Annotated in this window: 19 protein-coding genes and 1 tRNA gene; 7 read left to right on the plus strand and 13 right to left on the minus strand. The window is 71.0% G+C overall.

Going from position 1 to position 23,684, the window contains the following annotated elements:
- Positions 1 to 4 precede the first annotated feature (4 nt).
- From MYF83_RS18545 to MYF83_RS18580, 8 genes are all read right to left on the minus strand, one after another.
- Positions 5 to 784 (minus strand): 3'(2'),5'-bisphosphate nucleotidase CysQ, encoded by a 780-nt coding sequence (locus MYF83_RS18545; protein WP_248961744.1) that lies wholly within the window; start codon positions 782 to 784, stop codon positions 5 to 7.
- A 40-nt stretch (positions 785 to 824) separates the two neighbouring features.
- Positions 825 to 2,177: a sugar transferase gene (locus MYF83_RS18550; protein WP_248961715.1), complete on the minus strand. Its 1,353-nt coding sequence runs from the start codon at positions 2,175 to 2,177 to the stop codon at positions 825 to 827.
- A gap of 555 nt (positions 2,178 to 2,732) precedes the next feature.
- A complete protein-coding gene (gene pth, locus MYF83_RS18555; protein WP_248961716.1) occupies positions 2,733 to 3,329 on the minus strand; it encodes an aminoacyl-tRNA hydrolase in 597 nt (198 codons plus the stop codon).
- 108 nt (positions 3,330 to 3,437) lie between these two features.
- On the minus strand, positions 3,438 to 4,031 hold the full coding sequence (locus MYF83_RS18560) for a 50S ribosomal protein L25/general stress protein Ctc (protein WP_248961717.1): 594 nt from the start codon (positions 4,029 to 4,031) through the stop codon (positions 3,438 to 3,440).
- A gap of 66 nt (positions 4,032 to 4,097) precedes the next feature.
- Entirely contained in the window at positions 4,098 to 4,385 is a 288-nt protein-coding gene (locus MYF83_RS18565; RefSeq protein ID WP_248961718.1) for a hypothetical protein, read from the minus strand.
- Positions 4,386 to 4,555: 170 nt separating this feature from the next.
- Positions 4,556 to 5,533 carry a ribose-phosphate diphosphokinase gene (locus tag MYF83_RS18570; RefSeq protein ID WP_248961745.1) on the minus strand — a complete coding sequence of 326 codons (978 nt, stop codon included), beginning with the start codon at positions 5,531 to 5,533 and terminating at the stop codon, positions 4,556 to 4,558.
- 98 nt (positions 5,534 to 5,631) lie between these two features.
- Positions 5,632 to 7,227: a bifunctional UDP-N-acetylglucosamine diphosphorylase/glucosamine-1-phosphate N-acetyltransferase GlmU gene (gene glmU, locus MYF83_RS18575; RefSeq protein ID WP_248961719.1), complete on the minus strand. Its 1,596-nt coding sequence runs from the start codon at positions 7,225 to 7,227 to the stop codon at positions 5,632 to 5,634.
- A 193-nt stretch (positions 7,228 to 7,420) separates the two neighbouring features.
- Positions 7,421 to 7,493, minus strand: a tRNA-Gln gene (locus tag MYF83_RS18580).
- 320 nt (positions 7,494 to 7,813) lie between these two features.
- On the opposite strand from MYF83_RS18580, the gene MYF83_RS18585 reads away from it, so the two are divergent.
- The 4 genes from MYF83_RS18585 (at position 7,814) to MYF83_RS18600 (ending at position 12,990) form a co-directional block, all read left to right on the plus strand.
- Positions 7,814 to 8,758, plus strand: coding sequence for an acyl-CoA desaturase (locus MYF83_RS18585; protein WP_248961720.1), 945 nt, complete (start codon positions 7,814 to 7,816; stop codon positions 8,756 to 8,758).
- A gap of 139 nt (positions 8,759 to 8,897) precedes the next feature.
- On the plus strand, positions 8,898 to 9,953 hold the full coding sequence (locus MYF83_RS44320) for a TetR/AcrR family transcriptional regulator (protein WP_248961721.1): 1,056 nt from the start codon (positions 8,898 to 8,900) through the stop codon (positions 9,951 to 9,953).
- A 57-nt stretch (positions 9,954 to 10,010) separates the two neighbouring features.
- On the plus strand, positions 10,011 to 12,104 hold the full coding sequence (locus MYF83_RS18595; protein WP_248961722.1) for an RNA degradosome polyphosphate kinase: 2,094 nt from the start codon (positions 10,011 to 10,013) through the stop codon (positions 12,102 to 12,104).
- Positions 12,097 to 12,990 carry an NUDIX hydrolase gene (locus MYF83_RS18600; RefSeq protein WP_248961723.1) on the plus strand — a complete coding sequence of 298 codons (894 nt, stop codon included), beginning with the start codon at positions 12,097 to 12,099 and terminating at the stop codon, positions 12,988 to 12,990. The genes MYF83_RS18595 and MYF83_RS18600 overlap by 8 nt, the downstream gene beginning before the upstream one ends.
- A 54-nt stretch (positions 12,991 to 13,044) precedes the next feature.
- Here MYF83_RS18600 and MYF83_RS18605 read toward each other — a convergent pair whose 3' ends face one another.
- Complete coding sequence (locus MYF83_RS18605) at positions 13,045 to 14,544, minus strand: CYTH and CHAD domain-containing protein (RefSeq protein ID WP_248961724.1); 1,500 nt, start codon at positions 14,542 to 14,544, stop codon at positions 13,045 to 13,047.
- A gap of 132 nt (positions 14,545 to 14,676) precedes the next feature.
- Complete coding sequence (locus MYF83_RS18610; protein WP_248961725.1) at positions 14,677 to 15,450, minus strand: trans-aconitate 2-methyltransferase; 774 nt, start codon at positions 15,448 to 15,450, stop codon at positions 14,677 to 14,679.
- A gap of 57 nt (positions 15,451 to 15,507) precedes the next feature.
- On the opposite strand from MYF83_RS18610, the gene MYF83_RS18615 reads away from it, so the two are divergent.
- On the plus strand, positions 15,508 to 16,095 hold the full coding sequence (locus MYF83_RS18615; protein ID WP_248961726.1) for a MarR family winged helix-turn-helix transcriptional regulator: 588 nt from the start codon (positions 15,508 to 15,510) through the stop codon (positions 16,093 to 16,095).
- A 183-nt stretch (positions 16,096 to 16,278) separates the two neighbouring features.
- Here the strand turns inward: MYF83_RS18615 and MYF83_RS18620 are convergent, their stop codons facing one another.
- Both MYF83_RS18620 and MYF83_RS18625 read right to left on the minus strand, forming a co-directional pair.
- Entirely contained in the window at positions 16,279 to 18,108 is a 1,830-nt protein-coding gene (locus MYF83_RS18620; protein ID WP_248961727.1) for an ABC-F family ATP-binding cassette domain-containing protein, read from the minus strand.
- A 215-nt stretch (positions 18,109 to 18,323) separates the two neighbouring features.
- Positions 18,324 to 19,307 (minus strand): 4-(cytidine 5'-diphospho)-2-C-methyl-D-erythritol kinase, encoded by a 984-nt coding sequence (locus MYF83_RS18625; protein WP_372500189.1) that lies wholly within the window; start codon positions 19,305 to 19,307, stop codon positions 18,324 to 18,326.
- 178 nt (positions 19,308 to 19,485) lie between these two features.
- Here MYF83_RS18625 and MYF83_RS18630 point away from each other — a divergent pair, with 178 nt between their 5' ends.
- Both MYF83_RS18630 and MYF83_RS18635 read left to right on the plus strand, forming a co-directional pair.
- A complete protein-coding gene (locus MYF83_RS18630) occupies positions 19,486 to 20,967 on the plus strand; it encodes a serine/threonine-protein kinase (protein ID WP_308201470.1) in 1,482 nt (493 codons plus the stop codon).
- 71 nt (positions 20,968 to 21,038) lie between these two features.
- Complete coding sequence (locus MYF83_RS18635) at positions 21,039 to 22,685, plus strand: hypothetical protein (protein WP_248961730.1); 1,647 nt, start codon at positions 21,039 to 21,041, stop codon at positions 22,683 to 22,685.
- Between the two features lie 76 nt (positions 22,686 to 22,761).
- Here the strand turns inward: MYF83_RS18635 and rsmA are convergent, their stop codons facing one another.
- The gene (gene rsmA / locus MYF83_RS18640; protein WP_248961731.1) at positions 22,762 to 23,619 is read right to left on the minus strand and encodes a 16S rRNA (adenine(1518)-N(6)/adenine(1519)-N(6))-dimethyltransferase RsmA; all 858 of its coding nucleotides are present in this window, start codon (positions 23,617 to 23,619) and stop codon (positions 22,762 to 22,764) included.
- Positions 23,620 to 23,684 lie beyond the last annotated feature (65 nt).

Here is a 23,684-nt window from a genome sequence, read left to right on the forward strand (position 1 = left end):
GGCCCTAACGGTGCACGTCGCGGATGCCGGCGAGCAACGTTGGCGCCAGATCCGGTAGGGAGACCAGGATATCCGGCAATGAGGGGTTCTCCTGGTTGTAGGTCAACGGTGACCCGTCGATCCTGCTCGCGTGGGCTCCCGCGGCCAGCGCCACGGCCACCGGAGCGGCCGAGTCCCACTCGTACTGGCCTCCGGCGTGGACGTAGGCCTCGACCTCACCGGTGAGCACCGCGGCGATCTTCGCGCCGGCCGAGCCGATCGGGACGAGGTCCGCGCCGATGAGGTAGGCGAGCTTCCTGACGAACTCGGGGGGACGGGTGCGGCTGACGGCGATGCGCATGCGGCCCTCACGCGGGGCGGGCAGCACGGGCGGCGCGCCCGTGCTCAGCGTCAGCCCCTGCGCGGGCAGCGCCACGGCCCCCGCCACCAGCTCACCGGCCGCGGAGGTGCGCTGCCACAGGGCTACGTGCACGGCCCAGTCGGCGCGGCCCTTCTCGCCGAACTCGCGCGTGCCGTCGAGCGGATCGATGATCCACACCCGGTCGGCGGCCTGGCGGCGCGGGTCGAGCCGCTCCTCACGCGTGCCCTCCTCGGACAGGACGCGGTCGCTCGGCCGCAGGCGCGACAGCGACTCGGTGAGGTAGGCGTGGGACTCATGGTCGCCCGCGTGGCGCAACGCCACCGGATCGTCGAAGCCTGCACGGGAGCGCAGGGCCAGCAGCCTCTCACCGGCCTCGGCCGCCAGATCTGCCGCGAGCGCGTGGTCGTCGCGTATCGTCACGATGCCCTTTCTGATGCCGCACCCGAGTATCCCTCGCCTCGGGCTAGTAAGCACCCGAGCCGCGTGCCACGGCTGACCAGGTCTTCCACAGGATTTGGAGATCCAGGGTGAGAGACCAGTTCTCGACGTAACGCAAGTCCAACCGTACCGATTCCTCCCAGGAAAGGTCAGACCTACCGTTCACTTGCCAGAGGCCGGTCATGCCGGGACGGACCACCAGCCTCCGCCGGACGTCGTCCCCGTATGCGGCGACCTCCTCCGGAAGCGGCGGCCGTGGCCCGACCAGCGACATGTCGCCGAGCAGCACGTTGAAGAGCTGGGGCAGCTCGTCCAGGGAGTAGCGCCGTAACCACGCCCCGAGCGGGGTGACCCTCGGATCGTCTCTGATCTTGAACAGCACGCCGTCCTGGTCGCTGACGAGGTGGACCTTGCGGCGCTCGGCGTCCAGCCGCATCGTCCGCAGCTTGAGAATGGTGAACTCCACGCCGTCCTTGCCGACCCGCGTCTGCCGGAACAGCGCCGGCCCCGGACTCGTCGTCCGCACGGCCACCGCCAGCGTGGCGAGAACCGGCGCCAGGACGGCGATCGCGAGGCCGGCGACCACCCGGTCGAAGAGGTTCTTGAGCAGTTGGCGGACCCCGGACAGCTCCGGATGCTCGACGTGCAGCAGCGGCAGCCCTGCCACCGGCCTGATCGTGGTGCGCGGGCCCGCAACGTCCATCAGCGCCGGGGCGACGACGAGATCGGTGCGGGTCTTCTCCAGCCGCCACGCGAGGCGGCGCAGCGCGGTGCCGTCCAACTCGGGACAGGCGAGCACCGCGACGGTGTCGGCCGCCGCCTGCCCGACGACCAGCGGGACGTCGGAGAAGTCGCCCAGCACCGGGACGCCCTCGACGCTCGCCGTGGTGTCGTCACGCGGCAAGCACACTCCTACGATCTCCATGCCGTGGTACGGCTCGCGCCGGAAGCGGCGGACCAGATCGGCGGTGGACGCGGGATGACCCACCGCGATCACACGGCGCATGCACAGCCCTCTGGCCCGCATGACGTGCAGCCGGAGCCGCAGGGCGTACCGGCAGGAAAGGGTGAGGCCGGTCATGAGCGGAAGGGCGAGCACGACATATCCGCGGGCGAGATCGGTCTTGGTGACGTAGGAGGCGATCGCCACCCCTGCGGTGAGGACGAACCCGCACTGCGTGATGCGGCGGAACTCCTCCGACCCCACCCCGACCAGCCGGGGCTCGTACGCCCGGTTGAGGCCCACGGCGGCCACCCACAGCAGCGGCAGGACAAGGCTGAGCACGAGATAAGGCGTGACGTAAGGGGTGACCTCGCCGAAGCGCACCAGGACGGCGGCGGCACCGGCGAGCAGACCGCACCCGAGGTCGAGGGCCATGGCCTGGAAGCGGTGGCGCCTGGCCCACCGAGGCAACCGCGGCCGCCGCCGCGCATCAGCACGACCACGACCCCTCAACCTCCCCTCAACAACCCCCCGGCCGCCCGACGCCACAACCGCCACACCGGCCCTCCGACCGGCCAACATCTCGACACCCGCGACCGAGCCCTGACCACCCAACACCTCGACAGCCAGCCCCGACCCATTAGCCATCGCGTCGCCAGCCTGAACCGGCCGCTGATCGCTCATCGTGTCGACGGCCACGGGCGATGCCCCACCGGCCGTCGTCTCGATGGTCGCCACCGGGCCTTCGGCGGTCGCTGCCGGCCTGCTGACGACCGCCGCCGGTCTCTCGACATCAGGCACCGGCCCTTCGCCGTCGCGCACACACCCTCCCCGTGACCGTCTAGATACCGTCCGTGACGGATGCTAGCGGGAGCCTGTGACAGTCTTTGGGAAATCGAGGAAGTCCGTTTACCGGCGTGTACTCCAACCTGCCCGACTGGACGCGGTGTGCCGGACGCCGGGCGAGGTGTGTCGGGTCGGGGGGAGGGGTTAGCGGGGGGGTTTGAGGGGTTTCAGGTCGGAGGGGTGGAAGGTGTTCTGGGTGGCCTCGAGGCCGGAGACGATCAGCGACTCGGTGACGTCGGCGGCGCGGTCTACCAGCAGCGGCAGGTCCTTGCGCTCGGACGTGGCGAAGTCGCGCAGCACGTAGTCGGCCGCGTCCATCCGGCCGGGCGGGCGGCCGACGCCGAAACGCACCCGCAGGTAGTCCTTGGTGGCGAGCGACTTGGTGAGCGAGCGCAGGCCGTTGTGGCCGTTGTCGCCCCCGCCCAGCTTGACGCGCAGCGCGCCGTACGGAATGTCCAGCTCGTCGTGGATCACGATGATGTTCGCCGGGACGACCTTGTAGAAATCGGCGAGAGCCTTCACCGGCCCGCCGGAGAGGTTCATGTACGAACGGGGCTTGGCCAGCACGACCGGAGCACTCGCGAGACGCCCTTCGACGACCTCGGCGCGTGCCTTGTGCGCCTTGAACCGGCCGCCGGCGCGCGCGGCGAGCTCGTCCAGCACCATGAACCCGGCGTTGTGCCGGTTACCGGCGTACTCGGGCCCGGGGTTGCCCAGCCCGACGATCAACCAGCGGTCCACGACAGACCTCTCCGTTCCTTCCAGTTCACGCGAACAGGGCAGCCGGGGGCCGTGATCGGCCTCCTGGCTGCCCTGTCGACGATACGGGACTGCCGACGACGCGCGACGTTACTCGGCGGCGGACTCGCCCTCGCCCGCGGCCTCCTCGCCCTCGCCGGCGGCGGAGGTCGGGACGGCGGTGACCTGCAGAATGACCGTCTCCGGGTCGGCGGCCAGGGTGGTGCCCTTCGGCAGCTTCAGGTCGCCGGCGGTGATGACGCCGCCGACCTCGAGGCCGGTGATGTCCACCTCGATGCCCGTCGGGATGTGGGTGGCCTCGGTCTCGACCGCGATCTGGAGAAGCTGCTGGTCGAACAGGCCGCCCGGGGCGATGTCGCCGACCGTGGTGACCGGGATTTCGACCGTGACCTTCTCGCCGCTCTTCACGAGGAGAAGGTCGACGTGCTCGAGGAAGCCCTTGATCGGGTCCTTCTGGACGCCCTTGGGCAGCGCCAGCTCGTTGACGCCGTCGCCCTCGAGGCGGATCAGGACGTTCGGCGTGCGCAGAGCGATCATGAGCTCGTGGCCCGGGAGGGTCAGGTGCTTGGGCTCGATGCCGTGGCCGTACAGGACGGCAGGGACCTTGCTGGTGCGGCGGATCTTGCGAGCGGCGCCCTTGCCGAACTCGGAACGCGGTTCGGCGGCGATGCGTACTTCGGACACGGCTGTCTCCTAGGGAGTCTGGAAGAACGGGAAGGCGCTCACCCTCACCCGCCCTAGCGGAAGGCGTTACGAGCGCGGAATCCTTATTGAACCCTCAGAGCCTACCGGACCCGGCACGGTCCCCGGGGTCCGCGGCGGGGTGACGGCGAAGGCGGCGACGACAAGGGCGGCCAGGTAGAGCCCGCCACCTGCCAGGAGGGCGGTGGTGTAGCCACTGGTCAGGGACTCTGGGAGCGCCGGATCGCCGGTGGCGGCCGAGGCGACGGCCGCCAGGACGGCCAGGCCGAGGGCGCCGCCGATCTGCTGGCTGGTGTTCACCAGACCCGAGGCGACACCGGTGTCGCTAGGGGCCACGCCCCGCACCCCGCCGATGCTCATGGTGACGAAGCCCAGTCCGAGTCCCGTACCCGCGACCAACTGCGCGGGCAGCAGTACCGCGAAGTAGCTCGTGTCCGGTGCTGGACGCAGAACGGCCTCTGACCGGTTGTGCGGGTCAGAGGCCGTTTCGGTAGTTGTCGGGCCGGTCAGGCGTCGCCCTCGAAGAGGCTGGTCACCGAGCCGTCGCTGAAGACCTCGCTGATGGCGCGGGCGATCAGCGGGGCGATCGACAGGACGGTCAGCTTGTCGAACCGCTTCTCCTCGGGGATGGGGAGCGTGTTGGTGACGACCACCTCGGAGATGCGGGAGTTCTTCAGCCGGTCCACGGCGGGCTCGGAGAAGATGGCGTGGGTCGCGGCGACGATGATGTTCGTGGCGCCCTGCTCGTACAGCGCGTCGGCGGCCTTGCAGATGGAGCCACCGGTGTCGATCATGTCGTCGATCAGCACACACGTGCGGCCCCGCACCTGGCCGACGACTTCGTGGACCTTCACCTGGTTGGCGACGTCGAGGTCGCGGCGCTTGTGGATGAACGCGACGGCGGTGCCGAGCTGGTCGGCCCAGCGCTCCGCGAGGCGCACCCGGCCGGTGTCGGGCGAGACGATCGTGGTGTTGGCGGGGTCGAGCTTGCCGCTGAGGTAGCGGTGGAGCACCGGCAGCGCGAACAGGTGGTCGACGGGCCCGTCGAAGAAGCCCTGGATCTGCGCCGTGTGCAGGTCGACCGACATCAGCCGGTCGGCGCCCGCGGTCTTGAACAGGTCGGCCATCAGCCGGGCCGTGATCGGCTCACGGCCGCGGCCCTTCTTGTCCTGGCGGGAGTAGCCGAAGAAGGGCAGGACCACGGTGATGCGCTTGGCCGACGCCCGCTTGAGGGCGTCCACCATGATCAGCTGCTCCATGATCCACTTGTTGATCGGCTCGGTGTGGCTCTGGATGACGAACGCGTCGCTGCCGCGCACCGACTCCAGGTACCGGGCGTAGATCTCGCCGTTGGCGAAGTCGTGGAGCTTCGTCGGGGTGATCTCGGTGCCGAGGTGCTGCGCCACCTCGGCCGCCAGCTCAGGATAGGCCCGGCCGGAGAAGAACATCAGGTGCTTCTCCCCGGTGGCCTTCTTCCCGGTCATGACGGCCTCCTCGACCGGCCGCTCGCCGGACGCGGCCGTGAAGGCCTCGCCGTACTGCTCGGCTCGCTCGCCGCTCTGGTTCATTTTGGCGCTCCCCGCTATCTTTCGCCGGCCTGTTCGGCCTGCTCGCCCTGTTCGGCCCGCTCGGGCGATGTGCCCGGCGCGCCCTTTCCGGCCCGCTCGGTGTGTACACCGGGCGTACCCTTTTCGGCCTGCCCAGACCGTGTGCCCCGCTCGCCGTTCTCGGGGTGCCCCGCGTGGCCGTCGTCCCCGGCGGTGGCTCGCAGCGCGGCCTCGGCGGAAGCGGTGCCCGCGCGCCTGCGCGCCACCCACCCTTCGATATTGCGCTGGTGCCCTCGGGCCACCGCCATCGCCCCCGGAGGTACGTCGCCGGTGATGACGGAACCCGCCGCCGTGTAGGCGCCGTCGCCGATCGTGATCGGAGCGACCAGCATGTTGTCGCTGCCGACCCGGACGTGGTCGCCGACCGTCGTGTGGTGCTTCTCGACCCCGTCGTAGTTGACGAACACGCTGGCCGCGCCGATGTTGGTGCCTTCGCCGATGGTCGCGTCGCCCACGTACGTGAGGTGGGGCACCTTGGATCCGGCGCCGAGGCGGGCGTTCTTCATCTCGACGTAGGTGCCCGCCTTGGCCTTGCTGCCGAGCACGGTGCCCGGCCGCAGGTAGGCGAACGGGCCCACCGAGGCGCCGGGGCCGATCTCGGCGCCCTCGCAGACGGCGTTGCGGACGACCGCGCCGGCGCCGACGACCGTGTCGGTGAGGGTCGACGCGGGCCCGACCTCCGCCCCGGCGGCGATGCTCGTGCGGCCGTGCAGCTGGGTGCCCGGGTGGATCACCACGTCGGGTTCGATGGTCACGCTCACGTCGGCCCAGGTGGTGGCGGGGTCGATGACGGTGACGCCGGCGCGCATGTGGGCCTGGAGGATGCGGGTGTTGAGGACGCCGCGGGCGAAGGCGAGCTGCACCCGGTCGTTGACGCCCTCGACCTCGACGTGGTCGGCGGCGACGGACGCGCCCACCCGGTGGCCGTCCTCCCTGAGGATCGACAGCACGTCGGTGAGGTACTCCTCACCCTGGGAGTTGGCGGTGGAGACCCGCTTGACCGCGTCGGCGAGCAGGAGCCCGTCGAAGGCGTAGACCCCGGAGTTCATCTCCTTGATCACGCGCTGCTCCGGCGAGGCGTCCTTCTCCTCGACGATCGCAAGGACGGCGCCCGTGGTGTCGCGGATGATGCGGCCGTACCCGGTCGGGTCGGGCACCTCGGCGGTGAGCACGGTGACGGCGTTGCCGTCGGCGGCATGGGTGGCGAGCAGCCGGGCGAGGGTCTCGGTGCGCAGCAGCGGCGTGTCGCCGTAGGTCACCAGGACCGTGCCACTGATCGTGCCGACCGCCTCCAGGACGGTGCGGACGGCGTGGCCGGTGCCGTTCTGCTCACTTTGGACGACCGCGCGGGCGTCGGGGCCGGTCTCGGCGAGGTGCGCCTGGACCTGCTCTCGCGCGTGGCCGATCACGACGATCAGGCGTTCGGGCTCGAGGCCCCGGGCCGCCGCGAGCATGTGGTCGACCAAGGCGCGACCGCACAGATCGTGGAGGACTTTGGGTTTGGCGGACTTCATCCGGGTGCCCTCGCCGGCGGCGAGGACGATGACGGCTGCCGGGCGCGGCACACTCACGGACTGAGGCTCCCTCGGCGTCGCGGCTGAGACATTGCGAGCGGGAAGGCGTACGGTCACCGCTCAGGCACCGCCCGGCCACCCACCCGACACCGTGAGAATACCCGCCGCCTCCCCGGAGGGATCCAGCCCCCTCGGGGAAGAGGGCGTCCCGAATCGGACACGGGCGGCGGCCCGCTAGTGCGAAGAGAAGTTCCGGCGCCTGGACTCGAACCAGGACAACCCTGCTCCAAAGGCAGGTGGGCTGCCAATTACCCCACGCCGGACCGATGAGAGACCTTCCTCAACCGCGGTGACAAGAATACCCACGAGAGCCCCTTGCCGCTCACCGCATTTCCTGCCGCCGCATGGGCGGCCCGCGGCGCCGTCACGCACGCCTGGCATGTCGTGGCCGACCTTTTGGCCCCTTCGACCGCGTCGCTTTAGCAGATATGGGCATGTAAGCGCAAGACGCGGACCTGCCACCGGTTCGCTGTCGAAGCTTCATCTTCCCCACATTACGGCTTAGGGATTCCTAACTTACGATGGCGTAGGTTACGGTTACGTAGCTACAGCCACACTCCGTACGAATCACGTGAGGTAGCCCATGACAGTCGTCGCCGACCGTACGACTCCGCCGCCGCCGCCGCGGCCGGACCTCGAACCGGAACCCAAGAGCAACTTCGAACGCGTCCTTCTCGTCATCTTCGTGGCGGTCCCGTTCCTGGCGGTCATCACGGCCGTTCCCATGGCCTGGGGGCACTTCCTCGGCTGGAGCGACGTCGTCATCACGGCCGTCTTCTACGTGTTCACCGGGCTCGGCGTCACCGTCGGCCTCCACCGGTACTTCACGCACGGATCCTTCAAGGCGAACCGGCCGCTCAAGATCGTGCTCGCCATCGCCGGCAGCATGTCGCTGGAGATGGGCGTCATCGACTGGGTGGCCACCCACCGCCGCCACCACAAGTACTCCGACAAGGAGGGCGACCCGCACTCGCCGTGGCGCTTCGGCAACGACTGGAAGGCGCTGACCAAGGGCCTGCTGTTCGCCCACATGGGCTGGATGTTCTCCTCCGAGCGCACCAACCGCGAGCGCTTCGCGAAGGACCTCATCAACGACAAGGACGTCTACCGCATCCACCTGGCGTTCCCCTGGCTGGTCTTCGCCTCGCTGGCGCTTCCCGCCGTCATCGGCGGCCTGGTGACCTGGTCGTTCACCGGCGCGCTCACCGCCTTCTTCTGGGGCAGCCTGGTCCGCATCGCCCTGCTCCACCACGTCACCTGGTCGATCAACTCGGTCTGCCACGTCTTCGGTGACGAGACCTTCGAGGTCCGCGACAAGTCCCGCAACGTGTGGTGGCTCGCCATCCCGTCCTTCGGCGAGTCGTGGCACAACCTTCACCACAGCGACCCGACCTCCGCCCGTCACGGCGCACTCAAGGGACAGATCGACCCGAGCGCCCGCGTGATCCGCTGGTTCGAGCAGGCCGGTTGGGCGACCGACGTCAGGTGGCCGACCCCTGATCGTCTGGCGGCGAAGCGGCTTGGCTGATCCAGCCCCCGTGTCGGGCCGCCAGACGGCGGCCCGAATCCTTGTCCCGGCCCAATCCAACCCCCAGAAAACCGCTATAGCTCGTCAAACCAGGGCATTGGCGGTTGCCGGACCCGCCGGGCCAGCCATTATGGAACCCATGACCGAACCCCGCTCGCGCGTGCGCATGACTGGTAAGGAGCGCAGGGAGCAACTGATCCGCGTCAGCCGCACTCTGTTCGCCGAAAAAGGGTTCGACGGCACCTCCATAGAAGAGATCGCCGCCAGCGCCAAGGTCTCCAAGCCCGTCGTCTACGAGCACTTCGGCGGCAAGGAGGGCATCTACGCCGTCGTCGTCGACCGTGAGATGCAGCGGCTGCTCAGCCTGGTCGCCGTCGCGCTCAACGCCGGCCACCCGAGGATCCGGCTGGAACGTGCCGCGCTCGCACTACTGCAGTACGTCGAGGAGTCCAGCGAGGGCTTCCGCATCCTGGTGCGCGACTCGCACGCGGCCTCGGGCACCGGCACGTTCGCGAGCCTCATCAGCGACATCGCCAGCCAGGTCGAGGACGTGCTCGCCGACCAGTTCGCCGACCGCGGGTACGCCCCGACGCTCGCCCCCATGTACGCCCAGATGCTCGTCGGCATGGTCGCCCTCACCGGCCAGTGGTGGCTGGACGCGCGCCAGCCCAGCCGCGAGGAGGTCGCCTCCCATCTGGTCAACCTCGCTTGGAACGGCCTGACCGGCCTGGAGCCGCGCCCCGGCCTCACCGCCCTCTCCACCCGCGGCCTGCCCGCCGCGCCGCCGGCCGTCGAGCTGCGCGGCATCGCCAGGCCCAGCGAGAAGGAGCTCAAGGAGCAGGAGAAGATCCGGGCCCGCGAACTGCGCGAGCAGGAGAAGATCCGGGCCCGCGAGTTGCGCGAGCAGGAGAAGCTGCGCCGCGAGGAGGAGAAGCTCCTCGCCCGCGAGCAGCGCGAGCGCGAGAAGCTCCGCGCGCAGGAGGCCAAGCTGGCCGAGCAGCAGGCCAGGCAGTCCGAGAGGGAGGCCGCCCGGCGGGCCAAGCTCGCCGCGGAACGCGCGGAACACGTTGAGCGGGTCGAACGGGTCGAATTGGTGGAGCGCGTGCCGCTGATAGATCGCGGTGAGCGGGCGGAGTTACTGCAGGGGCCGGAGGTCCACGCGACCGACCCACCCCCATCGCGCGGAGTGAAGTAAAAGCGTCGTTGCTGAAAAGTTAACGTGCCGTTCAACCAAGTAGGGCATTTTGGACATATGTCCGCTGAGATCGTGCCGCCGACCCCTGAAGGACACGACGAGCCCCTCCTTCCCCAGGACCGCTTCCTCAACCGCGAGGAGAGCTGGCTCCACTTCAACGAACGGGTGCTGGAGCTCGCCGAGGACGCCTCCGTTCCGCTGCTGGAACGGGTGCGGTTCCTCGCGATCTTCGCCAGCAACCTCGACGAGTTCTTCCGCGTCAGAGTCGCGGGCCTCAAACGCCGGATGGCGACCGGCCTGCTGCTCCGCACCAAGAGCGGGCTGAAGCCTCGCGAGGAGCTGGCCAGGATCGCGGCGATCGCCGACGATCTCGCGCAGCGCCACGCCGCCGCGTACCACAAACAGGTCTGCCCCCAGCTGGCGAGTGTGGGGATCGAGGTGGTGCGCTGGGACGATCTCGACAGGGACGAGCGCACGGCCATGCGCAAGCTGTTCCGGGAGCGGGTCCGGCCGGTGCTCACCCCGCTCGCCGTGGACCCCGCGCACCCCTTCCCCTACATCTCTGGCCTCTCGCTCAACCTGGCGGTCACCGTCCGCAATCCGAGCACGGGCCACACCGTCTTCGCGCGGGTCAAGGTCCCGTCGCAGCTCCCACGCTTCGTCGCCGCGTCCAAGGACCGGTTCGTCCCCCTCGAGGACGTCATCTCCGCCCATCTCGGCCAGCTGTTCAAGGGCATGGAGATCGTCGAGCACCATGTCTTCCGGGTCACCCGCAACGAGGACCTCGACGTCGACGAGGACGTCACCGAGAACCTCATGCAGGCCCTGGAGAAGGAACTGCTGATGCGGCGCTTCGGGCCTCCCGTGCGGCTGGAGGTCGAGGACACGATCAGCCCGGCGGTCCTGGACCTCCTCGTCGACGAGCTGGACGTGGCCGACCACGAGATCTACCGGCTGCCCGGCCCGCTCGACCTGACCGGGCTGCACGCGATCGCCGACCTGGACCGGGGCGAGCTGAGCTTCCCGCCGTTCGTGCCGGCCGAGGCCGTCCACGCCGAGGACGACATCTTCTCGGTCCTGCGGGAGCGGGACATCCTGGTCCACCACCCGTACGACTCGTTCTCGACCAGCGTGCAGCGGTTCATCGAGCAGGCGGCGGCCGACCCGAACGTGCTGGCCATCAAGCAGACGCTCTACCGCACGAGCGGCGACTCGCCGATCGTCGACGCGCTGATCGACGCCGCCGAGGCGGGCAAGCAGGTCGTCGTCGTGGTGGAGATCAAGGCGAGGTTCGACGAGCACGCCAACATCACCTGGGCGCGCAAGCTCGAACGGGCCGGCTGCCACGTCGTCTACGGCGTCCTCGGCCTGAAGACCCACGCCAAGCTGGCCCTGGTCGTGCGGCAGGAGCCGTCGGGCGAGCTGCGGCAGTACTGCCACATCGGCACCGGCAACTACAACCCCAAGACCGCCCGGCAGTACGAGGACTTCGGCCTGCTCACGGCCGACCCGATGGTGGGCGAGGACCTCACCGACCTGTTCATCCACCTGACCGGCTACTCCTACCACTCGGCCTACCGGCGGCTGCTCGTGGCCCCGCACTCGATGCGGGCCGGGCTGCTGGCCAGGATCGACCGGGAGATCGCCCATCACGCCGCCGGCCGCCCCGCGCGCATCCGGATCAAGACGAACTCCCTGGTGGACGAGCCGACCATCGACGCGCTTTACCGGGCGTCGCAGGCAGGTGTCCCCGTGGACCTCGTCGTGCGCGGCGTCTGCACCCTCCGGCCGGGCATTCCGGGTTTGTCGGAGAACATCAGGGTCAGGAGCATCCTCGGACGCTTCCTGGAGCACTCGCGCATCTACGAGTTCGGCGGCGGGCGGCGCCCGGAGATCTGGATCGGCAGCGCCGACCTGATGCGCCGCAACCTGGAGCGCCGCGTGGAGTCGCTGGTGAAGGTCAACAGCGCGCAGCACCGCGCGTACCTCTCCGAGCTGCTCGACCTTTCCATGGCCGACACCACCGGCTCCTGGTGGCTCAACGGCGACGGCACCTGGGTTCGCCACCATCGCGACGACAACGGCGAGCCGCTCCTGGACCTACAGTCCCGCCTGGTCGCGACCCGGCGGTGGAGGACCATCGATGACTGACGACGCCGCACGCCGCAACGACCTCATCCGCGCCGGCGGCGCGGTCGTCTGGCGAGGCGACGCACGCGACCCCGAGGTCGCCGTGGTCCACCGCCCGAAGTACGACGACTGGTCCTTCCCGAAGGGCAAGCTGAAGCCGGGCGAGCACCCCGTCACCGGCGCCCTGCGGGAGGTGGCCGAGGAGACCGGGCTGAGCGTCACGCTCGGCCGCCGCCTTCCCACCGCCCGGTACACGAAGGGCGGCCGGCCGAAGCGCGTCGACTACTGGGCGGCGCGGGTCATCAAGGAGGTGGCCCCGGAGCCCTCCGACGAGGTGGACCGTCTCGAGTGGCTGCCGGTGCCCGAGGCGCGTGACCGGCTCACCTACGGATGGGACACCCGGCTGCTCACCGCGCTGAATAAGGCGCCGCTGGACACCACGCCGCTGGTGATGGTCAGGCACGCGTACGCGGGCACGCGCCAGGACTGGCACGGCGACGACGACCTGCGCCCCCTCGACGACCAGGGCGAGGCGCAGGCCGGCACCATCTGCGACATCCTGTACGGCTACCGTCCGGCGTCGCTGCTCAGCTCGCCGAGCCGGCGGTGCGTGCAGAGCCTCCTGCCGTACGCCGCCCGGCAGGCGCTGCCGATCCGCACCGAGCCCCCGCTGAGCGAGACCCACTACGACGGCTCCGTCTCACTGGCGCTCACCCTGTCCCTGCTGGACGAGGGGGTGCCCGCGGCGGTCTGCAGCCACGGCAAGGTGCTCCCCGAGCTGATCTCCGGCCTCTGCGAGCGCCGCTACGACGGCCCCGCGCGGGACGTCCACCTGCGCAAGGGGGCGCTCGCGGTGCTGCACCACACCGGCGGGCGGGTCACCGCCATCGACCGCTACCTCACCTGACTTCGGCGCCGCCCGGCGGTTCAGGAACCCGCCGTGACCTCGACGGCCGGCGGTTCAGGAAGCGGCCGTGACCTCGGCCCAGACCTCGGGGAAGCCGTCACGGGAGCGTTCGGCGGCGGCGCGTTCGATGCCGTAGAGCAGGCCGTAGGTGAAGGTGTCCTCACCGGCCTCCCGCGCCCGCTCGGTCTCCTCCAGCAGGATCCCCTGGGCCACGACGCCGTCCACGTAGAGCCCCAGCACCGTCTGAACGGCCTTCGCCCGCCTGGCCAGCCCGGCCGCCTGGGCGCCGAGCAGCGGCCTGAGCGACTCGGCGGTGTACCGGGCCCGCTTGGCGGCCTTGCGGACGTCGTGCATCGCGGTCTCCCGCCGCTGGGCGTCCTCGATGGCCTGAGCCTCGTCGTACTTCTTCTCCACCCGGCGCCAGCTCTTGTCGGCGACCTTCGCGAGCGTCGTCTCTGCCTTCTTGGCCGCGAGCGGGGTGAGCGGCGGCTTGGCGACCAGCGTGTCCAGCCTGTCGAGCAGCGCGAAGTAGCGCTCGCCGTTCATCGCCTCGGCCGCCCGCGCGAGCGCCTCCTGCTCGCGCCGCGCGAGGTCGTCGCCGAGGCGGTCGCGGACCGGGCCGGCGATGAGGGAGGGGTCGAGCTCGTCCAGCAGCCCGGCGAACCGGTCGCGGATGACCTCCAGGTCGCGGGCCTCGCCGAGCACACCGGCGATCCACCGCAGCTCGTCCTGCACGCCGGCGGTCTCGGCGATCACGCCGGAGAAGGACCGCAGCGCGCTGCGCAGGCGGCGGCTCGCCACCCGCATCTGGTGGACGGCGTCCTCCTCCGCCTGCCGCACCCGGGGATCCTGGGCCATCAGGGCGGCCAGCTGCGACTTCAGGTAACCGACCACGACGGCGCCCGCCGTACCGTTCTCCTGCGGCTCGGTGAGGACCGGAGCCGGGATGCGGGGGCCGAGGAGGCGGGCGAGCTTGCTCTGCGAGCCGGCCGCGGTCGCGCCGGCCTTGCGCAGCACCTTGCCGACCCGCTTCAGCAGAACCGCGTCGCCGTCGGCCAGCTCGGCCTCGACCTCGCGCCAGCGGTCGACCTGCCGGTCGTCCTCGCCGAACGCGGTCCCGAACACCGTCCCTTTGACGTTGTCGTCGGCGATTTCGAGCAGCCGCCGCCCGTGGGCGTCGCGCAGGATGGTCACCTTGCGCAATGTTTCCAGCTCCGCGACCGGGACGAGCGTCTCTCCGCGGGTCTGCGCCCGGACCAGGCCGGCGAGCTCCGGCGGGACGGTCTTCGCGCTCCGCGTGAGCGGGCGGGTGACCTCGTCACGCATTCCCTTGGCCTTCGGCAGCTTCAGGTGCCATCCGGCGTCGTGGCCGCCGCGCCTGCGGCGCAGGGTGATCCCGCGGGCGGCGAGGCGCAGGTCGGGCGTGTCGAAGTACACGGCGACCAGCTTCTCGGTCACGAGATCGTCCATTGCGGCGCAGCCCGAGACGCCGCTGAAGTCGGGCACCGCGAAGTCCGCCGGCACGTCGAACTTGTCTTCGATCTCGATGGCCATGCCCACCCCGCCAGTCAGCCGAATCCGGCTATGGTGTCATATAAAGGTTAACAAGTGACAGTAACTGACAGTACTCGGCACTTCCACCGCCCGAGCGGCCCGCCGCCGCCGTCCTTCCGAGGCCGGAGGCCGCTAGGCGGGCTTGCGCGCGACGACGAAGATCCGGCGGAACGGGAATGCCGTGCCGTACGGCTCGCGTGGGTAGACCTCCTCCAGGGCCCGGGCGCAGTCGGCGAGGAACGCCTCGCGCCTGCTCTGGTCGGGCCCGATGCGGTCGAGCATCGGCCGCAGGGCGGTACCCATGATCCAGTTGAGCACGGCGTTCTCGCCGGGCAGCAGGTGGATGTAGGTCGTCTCCCAGGTGTCGACCTCGCAGCCGAGCCCGGCGAGCAGCGCCAGGTACTCCTGGGGGTCGCCCACGGGCGTGGAACGCACGAGGTCGCCGAGCTGCTCCTTCCAGGCACCGGTGCGGCACAGCTCCCTGACGACCGCGTGGCTCGGGGCGTCGAAGTTGCCGGGAACCTGGAAGGCGAGCCAGCCTCCGGGGCGCAGCGCCTCCACCCAGCGCGGCAGCAGCTCGCGGTGCTCGGGCACCCACTGCAGCATGGCGTTGGAAACGATCACGTCGACCGGGCGCTCAGGACGCCAGGAACGGACGTCGCCCACGCTGAACGCCGGCCCTTCCGGGGCCTTGGCGATCATCGCGGGTGAGGAGTCGACGCCGTGGACGATCGCCTCCGGCCAGCGGCGGGCCAGCTCGGCGGTCAGCTCGCCGGTGCCGCAGCCGAGATCGACGACGTAGCCGGGGCTCTCCGCGCGGACGCGGGAGACGAGCTCGAAGAACGGGCGGGCGCGCTCGTCGGCGTACCGGCCGTAAACGGTGGGGTCCCAAATATCTCTTGACATCAAGATACTGAATACTAGGCAAGATGTCTCGATGTCAAGAGAGATAGACTCGGCCGCATGACGACGCGCCGGAGCGACGAGGCCGCCGAAGAGCTCACCGAGGAGTCCGCGGAGTGGGCCGCAGGGTCCGCGGAGAGTACGCCGCAGGACGAGGTGGACCAGCTCGTCCTGTCCTGGCGACAGGAGCGTCCCGACCTCGACGTGTCGCCCCTGGAGGTGCTGAGCCGGGTCTCCCGGCTGGCCAGGCATCTCGACCGCGCCCGCCGGGCGTCCTTCGCCGAGCACGGGCTGGAGCCGTGGGAGTTCGACGTGCTCACCACCCTGCGCCGGTCCGGCCCGCCGTACGAACTCAGCCCCGGAGCCCTGCTGCGCGCCACCCTGGTCACCTCGGGCACCATGACCAACCGCATCGACCGGCTCGCCGCCGCCCGCCTCGTGCGCCGGCGGCCCGACCCCGAAGACCGGCGCGGCGTGCTGGTGTCGCTCACCGAGCAGGGACGGGCCCGCGTCGACGAGGCCTTCGCCGACCTGCTCAGACGCGAGCGCGAACTGCTCGCCGGACTCGACCCGAGCGAGCGGCGCACACTCGCCGCGCTGCTGCGCACGATCCTCGTCCCGTTCGACTCGGCCCACAACGGCGCCTGACCCGCGCCGGAGGGCGTCCACACGGCGAAGGCGAGGTCGCCTGCGCCGAGCGCCCGGCACGGGAAGATCTACACGGCGGAGGCAAGATCGACAAGCATCCGCATGGGAAGATCCACACCGCGAGGCAAGGTCGCCGAGCGCCCGCGCACGGAAGACCGGGCGGGGAAGGTCAACGGGTGAAGGTCACTCGCCAAGTCTCTCGGCGAGCTCCATCCACTCGAGCTCGATGGTCTCCTTCTGCGCCTGGAGCTCCTTCAGCTCGGCGTCCAGCGAGGCCAGCCTGCCGTAGTCGGAGGCGGCGTCCGCCATGGCGGCGTGCAGCGTGGTCTCCCGCCCGCTGATCTTGTCGAGCTGGCGTTCGAGCCTGGACAGCTCCTTCTGCGCCTCGCGCAGCTCCTTGGCCGACATCCCCGAGGGTGCCGCGCCGTCAGTGGCGGCGGACGTACCCGAGGCGCCCTCCGCGCCGGAGCCGCCGGAACCCGGCGGAGCCGAGCCGGCCCGCGCGGTCAGGGCGTTGCCGGACGAACGGCGCTGGAGATACTCGTCGACGCCGCCGGGCAGCAGCGACAGCCCGCCGTCACCGAGCAGGGCCACGCAGCGGTCGGTCACCCGCTCCAGGAAGTAGCGGTCGTGACTGACCAGCACCAGCGTGCCCGGCCAGGCGTCGAGCAGGTCTTCCAGCTCGTTCAGCGTCTCGATGTCGAGGTCGTTGGTGGGCTCGTCCAGCAGCAGCACGTTCGGGTCGTCCATGAGCAGCCGCAGCAGCTGCAGCCGCCGCCGCTCGCCGCCCGACAGGTCTCCGACCACCTTCCACTGGGCGTCGCCACGGAAGCCGAGACGCTCCAGCAACTGCGAGGCCGTCCACTCTCGCTTGCCGACCTGGATGAACTTGCGGATCTCCTCGACGGTCTCCAGCACGCGCCGGGTCGGGTCGAGCTCTGCCAGCTCCTGGGACAGGTGCGCCAAGCGCACCGTCTTGCCCCGCACCACCGTCCCGGAGTCGGGCCGGACCGAGTCGGCGAGCAGCCGCAGCAGCGACGACTTGCCCGAGCCGTTCACCCCGATCAGCCCGACGCGGTCACCCGGACCGAACTGCCAGGTGCAGTCGTCGAGCACCAGCGGGCCCTCTCCAGGGCCGCCTGCGTGCAAGGTGACCCGATCGAGGTCGTAGACGGTCTTGCCGAGCCGCGCCGAGGCGAACTTCACCAGCTCAACGGTGTCGCGGACCGGCGGCTCGTTCGCGATGAGCGCCTGGGCCGCCTCGATGCGGAACTTCGGCTTGGACGTGCGGGCGGGCGGGCCGCGGCGCAGCCAGGCGATCTCCTTGCGCATGAGGTTCTGGCGGCGCTCCTCGGTCGCCTGGGCGATGCGTGCCCGCTCGGCCTTGGCCAGGACGTACGCGGCGTACCCGCCCTCGTAGCGCTGGACGGTGCCGTCGACGACCTCCCACGTGCGCGTGGACACCGCGTCCAGGAACCACCGGTCGTGGGTGACGACGAGCAGCGCGGACCGGCGCTGCGACAGGTGGCCGGCCAGCCAGGCGATGGCCTCGATGTCGAGGTGGTTGGTGGGCTCGTCCAGGATGACCAGGTCGTGCTCCTCGATGAGCAGCCGTGCCAGGGCGGTGCGCCGCCGCTCGCCACCGGACAGCTCACCGACGCGCGCCGACAGCTCGATGTCGCCGAGAAGGTTGCCCAGGATCTCCCTGACCGCCTGATCACCGGCCCACTCGTGCTCGGCGCGGTCGCCGAGCACGACCTCGCCCACGGTGAGCGCCGGGTCGAGGTCGTCACGCTGGGAGAGGAAGCCGATGCGCAGACCACGCGTGTGCGTCACCCGGCCCCCATGGGGTTTCAGGGTGCCGGCGATCACGGAGATCAGCGTGGTCTTGCCGTCGCCGTTGCGCCCGACGACGCCGATGCGGTCGCCCGCCTCGATGCCGAGGGACACCTCGCCGAGCAGCGGCTTCGGACCGTAGGCATGGGAGACCGATTCGAGGTTTACCAGATTCATCGCCTTCAAAGCCTATCCGGACCTCATACACCCCGCGCCCAGCGAACCCCCGCCCCTCACCTTCTTCCCCAGCACAACGATCACACCCCCGGCACCTCCGGTGCGGTGGCGCGGATCCGGCGCCGCGGCGGCGAGAAGGGGTACGGCGATGCCGGCGCCGTCGTACGGGGAGCAACCCGGCGAGCGTTCCTCGACCTGGGACCAGACAGGCACGGTCAGCGGTGATCGGTGGGCACGATCGTCGCTCCGGGGACGGGTCCGTAGGCGGTGACGGCCGAGCGGCAGACGCCCGCAGCCTGCAGGGCCGTCGCCAGCTCGGCCGCCTCGGCCGCCGACTCGGCGAGGAAGGCGCATGTAGGGCCGGAGCCGGAGACCAGGGCGCCGAGCGCGCCGTGCTCCCGTCCCGCCGACAGGGTGCGCACGAGCGGGCGGCACAGCATCAGCGCGGCCGGCTGCAGGTCGTTCACCAGCGCCTCGCCGAGCACCTTCGCGTCCCCGGCGGCGAGTGCGGCCATGAGGACGTCGTCGGCCTGGGGCCAGGCGACCCGCTCCCCTGTGGCCTCGCGCAGCCGGTCGCACTCGCCGTACACCTTGGCGGTGGACAGGCCGCCCTCGGCGAGCGCGAAGACCCAGTGGAACTCACCGCCGACGGGGACGGGCTGGAGCTTCTCGCCTCGGCCGGTGCCGACGGCCGTGTCGCCGAGGAGGGCGAAGGGCACATCGCTGCCCAGGGCACCGCCGATCTCCATGAGCTCCTGCCCGGTCAGGCCGAGGCCCCACAGCTCATTGCAGGCGACCAGGGCACCGGCCGCGTCGGCGCTGCCGCCGGCCATACCTCCGGCGACCGGGATCGCCTTGCGGATCGCGAGATGGACGCTCACCGGCCGCCCGGCACGCGCGGCGAGCGCCAGAGCGGCCTTCACCGCCAGGTTCTCCCCGTCGAGGGGCACCAGGCCGGCGGAGTCGCCTTCGCAGCTCACGGTGACCGTGGTCTCTCCGGAGACGGCAACCGGCCCTTCCCCAGCCGTCCTGGCGCCGTCGGAGGCAGTGACCTCGTCGAACAGGGAGACGGCGTGGAAGACGTTCACCAGGTCGTGGTAGCCGTCGTCGCGCGGCGGCCCGACGGACAGCTGCAGATTGACCTTGGCGGGCACCCGGACGGTCACGGAAGTCACGGGATCTGATCGTAACCCCCGCATACGCCCCCACCGGCCGAGACCCTACGCGCCTAAGGGGGTGCATGTCGGTGGGAGTCAGGACAAAGGGGATCGGGTGTCTGTACGGTGACGGTTCGGGGGCACCGGGGTGACGTGAAGGAGAGCATCCATCGACGGCCAGAACAGCTCCTCCCCGCTGCGGGAGAGCGATCCCGCCGCGATCGGGCCGTACACGCTGACCGGCCGGCTCGGCGAGGGAGGCATGGGCACGGTCTACCTGGGCGTGAGCAAAACCGGGCGGCAGGTGGCCATCAAGGTCGTGAAGCGGCAGTTCACCGAGGACGCCGGGTTCGCCGCGCGGTTCCGCTCCGAGGTCGCGAGCGCGCGCAAGGTGGCCTCGTTCTGCACGGCCAGGGTCCTCGACGACGGCGACGCCGAGGACGGGCGGCCGTACATGGTCACCGACTACATCCCCGGCACCCCGCTCTCATCGCAGATCGCCGCCTACGGTCCGCTGGAGGAATCCTCCCTGGTCGGCCTGGCCTTCGGGGTCTGCGCCGCGCTCGCGGCCATCCACGCCGCGGGGCTGGTCCACCGCGACCTCAAACCCGGCAACGTCATCCTGTCGATGACCGGGCCCCGGGTCATCGACTTCGGCATCGCACGCGCGCTCGGCGGCCTCACCGGCCCCACCCTGACCGGCGAGGTCGTCGGCACCCCCGGATGGTGGGCGCCCGAGCAGCTCGACGGGCGGCCGGTCACCCCGGCCACGGACGTCTTCTCCTGGGGATGCCTGGTCGCCTACGCCGCCAGCGGGCGCCATCCCTTCGGCGACGGCGACGCGATGACGGTGGCGTACCGCATCTTGCACGAGAAGCCCGTCCTGAGCGGCCTCCCCGACCCGCTGGACCGCCTGGTCCAGCGGGCGATCGACCTCGACCCGGCGGCCCGCCCCACGGCCCAGGAGCTCCTGCTCGCCCTCATCGGAGGGGACAGCGCCACGGACGGTCCGCCCACCCGCGTGCTCGAGGCCATGTGGGACCCGCCGAAGAACCTCCAGGCTCCGGACGGCGGCCCCCACCTCGCACCCGCACCCGATCGAGGGCGGGGCATCGGCCCGGCGAGGCCGGGAGGACGGGCGGGCTTGAGGCGATGGAGGACCCGGGCGGTGATCGGCGTCGTGGCCGTGCTCGCGCTGGGCACCGGCCTCGTCCTGCTCGCCCCATGGGACCGTATGGCGGGCCGCACCGCGACATGGAGCGGAGAGGCTGACACCCCGATCCGGGCGAACGACATCGGCCGGCACATCATCGTCGGAGATCAGGGCCTCCAACTCCTCGTCAGCGCACCGCCCGCCTGCGGCAAGCCGGTCCACGCGAACGGCGAGAGGGTCGACGACCTGCAGGCGTGTCAGATGTACTGGTTCGTCCTCAACACCGGCGGGACGCCGATCAAGCTCGCCGGCCCGCTGGACCTGGTCGACGACACCGCACACCACCACAAGATGACCCGCGCCATCGCGACCGACGTCGCCGGGGTCCTCGGAGGCCCGAAGCCGGACCGGCCTGACTGGTCCGCCGACATCCAGCCCGGCCAGGCGCTCACCTTCGGCGGCGAGTACACCCTGCCCGCCGAGCGGACGGCTGTCGCCCTCATCGGGCCGGTCGTCACCGGCGGCGAGCCGATCAGGGTGTACCTATGAACGGTGCTCGCACGAACGGTGCTCGCACGAACGGTGCTCGCACGAACGCTGCTGGTATGAACGGTGCTCGTATGGGACGCCTCCTGTTCGGGGTGACCGTGCTCCTGGCCACCATCGGCGCCGCCCCCGCGCACCGCTCCCCCGTTCCCGCTCCCTCCCCAGGCGGGACGACGAGCACGGTCGCGCCGGCCGGGACGGTACCGGCACCCGGCGCGCCGACCGGAGCGGTACCGCCGACCGGGGCGGGTTCCGCGTCCGGTTCGGCCTCTGGGGAGTGCGCGAACGCCGGCAGTGCCGACTTCGACGGGGACGGCTTCAACGACATCGTCGTCGGCGACCCGTTCGGCGACCCCGCCGACCGGTGGGCCGGAGGGGGGCACCTGTTCTTCCTGCGCGGCACCCCGCAGGGGTTCCCCAAAGTGCGCGGCACGCCCTTCCCCCGGGACGGCGGCCTGAGCGGCTGGGTGGCCCGCGCCGGCCACATCGACGGCGACCGCTGCCTGGACCTCGTGGTCGCCAACCCGTTCTGGGCCGGCTCCGTCACCGAGAAGTCCAGCGGCCGCGTCACCTCGGTCCCCGGGGCCGGAAACGTCTACGTCTACTGGGGCGGACGCGACTTCGGCCGCACCAACGCCGGCCGGATCGAACTGCGCGCCCCCGAACAGCGCAACGGCGCCCACTTCGGCTGGTCGCTGACCGTCACCGCCGGGGCCGTGGCGGTGGGGGCGCCGTACGAGGACGCCGACGGGGTACCCGACTCCGGCGCTGTCTACCTGTACGGCTTCGGCGGCGCCGGCGGCCGCCAGGCGGGTGAGCCGCGCCGCATCACGCAGCAGTCCCCCGGCGTGCCGGGCGACGGGGAGGCCGGCGACCTGTTCGGCTGGTCCCTCGCCCTCGGCGGGCTGGCCGCGGGACCGGCCCCGGACCTCGCCATCGGCGCCCCCTACGAGGACACCGGTGGCCAGGGCACGCCCGTACCGGACGCGGGAGCATTGACGGTCCTGTACGACCCGGGGGCCGGGGCGGCGACGTGGTACCGCGGCAAGGGGTGGAACCTGCCGGACCTGACCGACCAGGTGCCGGTCGGCGAGAGGGACCTGTTCGGGTACTCGCTCGCCTACGGGGACAACGGCGGCCGGGGGTACCTCGCGGCGGGCGCACCGTACGCCGATCCGGTGGGCACGAAGGACGCCGGAGCCGTCCAGCTTCTCGCCGGCCGGTCCGCGGGAGATCCCCAGCCGGCGGGGACGCTGTGGCAGGGGGCCGGCGGCGTCGCGGACGTCAGCGAGGACCACGACGCCTTCGGCTTCTCCCTGGCGTTCTCCGGAGGCCGCGACCTGGTGGTGGGGGCGCCGTTCGACGGCGACGGCCGCCATGCCGAGACCGGCGCCGTGCACGTGCTGTCGCTCGGCGGCACCGATCCGGCGACCGGCAGGCCACTGGACCCCGAGCGCCTGCTGCCAGGCTCAGGACGCCTGATCAGAGCGAGGACACCGCAGACTTACGACCATCTCGGCTGGTCCGTCAGCGGGACCGGCGACGGCTGGCTGGTCATCGGCGTCCCCGACCGGGAGGGCGCCGGCGCGATCGCGCTGGCCGCGCCCGGAGCCGGCGACGCTCCGATGCTCCGTCCCGGCGACGGGAACATCGCCCTGTTCGACCAGAGCCGTCACCTCCCGTTCCAGGGCATCGACTTCGGTGCCACCGTTGCCGGCTGAACACGCCGCCCAGGAACCTTCGCCGGTCCCCTCACCGTCACCGGCCGACCGCCAAGTGCGTAGTGGTGGGGCGGGGTCAGGGGTGGTTTTCGGCGATTTTGGCGAAGTCTTCTACGCGGAGTTGTTCGCCGCGTTCGGAGGGGTCGATGCCCGCCGCTCGGAGCGCCGCCTCGGCCGCCGCGGGGGTGCCGGCCCAGGATGCCAGGGCGGCCCGCAAGGTCTTGCGGCGCTGGGCGAACGCGGCGTCGATCACCGCGAACACCTGCTCGCGGGTGGCGGTGGTCTCCGGCGGCTCGCGGCGGGACAGCGCCACCAGGCCGGAGTCGACGTTGGGCACCGGCCAGAAGACCGTGCGGCCGACCGGCCCGGCCCGTCGCACGTCGGCGTACCAGGCGGCCTTGACCGACGGCACCCCGTACACCTTGGAGCCGGGCCCCGCCGCCATGCGGTCGGCGACCTCGCTCTGCACCATCACCAGGCCCTTGCGCAGCGAGGGCAGGATCTCGAGGAGGTGGAGCACGACGGGCACGGCCACGTTGTACGGCAGGTTCGCCACCAGGGCGGTGGGCTCTCCCCCGAGCTCCTCGGGACGGACGCGCATCGCGTCCGCCTGGACGACGGTGAGCCGCCCGGCCAGAGAGGGGGCCCGTTCGGCGACGGTCAGCGGCAACTGGGCGGCGAGAACGGGATCGATCTCCACCGCGATCACCCGGGCGGCCTCGGGGAGCAGGGCGAGCGTGAGCGAGCCGAGGCCGGGACCGACCTCGATCACCACGTCGTCGGACGAAACCTCGGCCACCCTGGCGATGCGCCGCACGGTGCCGCCGTCGATGACGAAGTTCTGCCCGAGCCGTTTGGTCGGGCGAAGATCGAGCTTGTGCGCCAAATTACGTATTTCCGCCGGGCCGAGCAAACTCACAATTGAACTCCCCATCCACCCAGTGTCCCGCACCGAACAGTTCGCAGCGGCGGGTGACGAACCGCCCCAAATGCCCTGCC

Source organism: Sphaerisporangium perillae, from assembly GCF_023276435.1.
In the GTDB taxonomy this organism is placed as follows: Bacteria; Actinomycetota; Actinomycetes; order Streptosporangiales; family Streptosporangiaceae; genus Sphaerisporangium; species Sphaerisporangium perillae.

Coding starts and splice junctions, on each gene's coding strand:
- MYF83_RS18550 (WP_248961715.1), bottom strand. CDS start 2,177: ATGGCCCTCGACCTCGGGTGCGGTCTGCTCGCCGGTGCCGCCGCCGTC.
- MYF83_RS18570 (WP_248961745.1), bottom strand. CDS start 5,533: ATGACCGGGAAGAAGGCCACCGGGGAGAAGCACCTGATGTTCTTCTCC.
- MYF83_RS18585 (WP_248961720.1), top strand. CDS start 7,814: ATGACAGTCGTCGCCGACCGTACGACTCCGCCGCCGCCGCCGCGGCCG.
- MYF83_RS44320 (WP_248961721.1), top strand. CDS start 8,898: ATGACCGAACCCCGCTCGCGCGTGCGCATGACTGGTAAGGAGCGCAGG.
- MYF83_RS18595 (WP_248961722.1), top strand. CDS start 10,011: ATGTCCGCTGAGATCGTGCCGCCGACCCCTGAAGGACACGACGAGCCC.
- MYF83_RS18600 (WP_248961723.1), top strand. CDS start 12,097: ATGACTGACGACGCCGCACGCCGCAACGACCTCATCCGCGCCGGCGGC.
- MYF83_RS18605 (WP_248961724.1), bottom strand. CDS start 14,544: ATGGCCATCGAGATCGAAGACAAGTTCGACGTGCCGGCGGACTTCGCG.
- MYF83_RS18610 (WP_248961725.1), bottom strand. CDS start 15,450: ATGTCAAGAGATATTTGGGACCCCACCGTTTACGGCCGGTACGCCGAC.
- MYF83_RS18615 (WP_248961726.1), top strand. CDS start 15,508: ATGACGACGCGCCGGAGCGACGAGGCCGCCGAAGAGCTCACCGAGGAG.
- MYF83_RS18620 (WP_248961727.1), bottom strand. CDS start 18,108: ATGAATCTGGTAAACCTCGAATCGGTCTCCCATGCCTACGGTCCGAAG.
- MYF83_RS18625 (WP_372500189.1), bottom strand. CDS start 19,307: ATGCGGGGGTTACGATCAGATCCCGTGACTTCCGTGACCGTCCGGGTG.
- MYF83_RS18635 (WP_248961730.1), top strand. CDS start 21,039: ATGGGACGCCTCCTGTTCGGGGTGACCGTGCTCCTGGCCACCATCGGC.
- rsmA (WP_248961731.1), bottom strand. CDS start 23,619: ATGGGGAGTTCAATTGTGAGTTTGCTCGGCCCGGCGGAAATACGTAAT.